Origin of the sequence: Streptococcus sp. oral taxon 058 str. F0407, from assembly GCF_000235485.1 — a bacterium.
Lineage (GTDB): Bacteria > Bacillota > Bacilli > Lactobacillales > Streptococcaceae > Streptococcus.
The window spans coordinates 125733-126113 of record NZ_JH378888.1 but is presented as its reverse complement, the minus strand read 5'-3'; the positions used below and the strand labels follow the sequence as shown (position 1 = coordinate 126113).

Here is a 381-nt window from a genome sequence, read left to right as displayed (position 1 = left end):
AAATCTTGCCTGAAGCTGTAGCATAGTACCACTTATCAGATATTTTCACCCAATCGTTTTCTGCCATAGCACCGTTACCTTTGATAAGGTAACCATCAACTATAGTATTACTGAGCATAATGCCGTTTTTATCAAAGTAATACCAGACGCCTTCAATCTTTTCCCACTTATTGCGGGAAATCTTGCCTGAAGCTGTAGCATAGTACCACTTGTCAGATATTTTCACCCAAGCGTTTTCTGCCATAGCACCACTACCTTGGAAGATATAGTCATTGTAGATGGTGCGACTAAGCATGACACCATCTTTATTAAAGTAATACCAGACATCTTCAATCTTTTCCCATTTGTTGCGGGAAATCTTGCCTGAAGCTGTAGCATAGT

General features: G+C 39.9%; 1 pseudogene. It reads right to left on the bottom strand.

Features of this window, described 5'->3' with window-relative positions:
• A pseudogene (locus HMPREF9184_RS09935) lies at positions 1–381 on the bottom strand (glucosaminidase domain-containing protein); the annotation flags it as partial.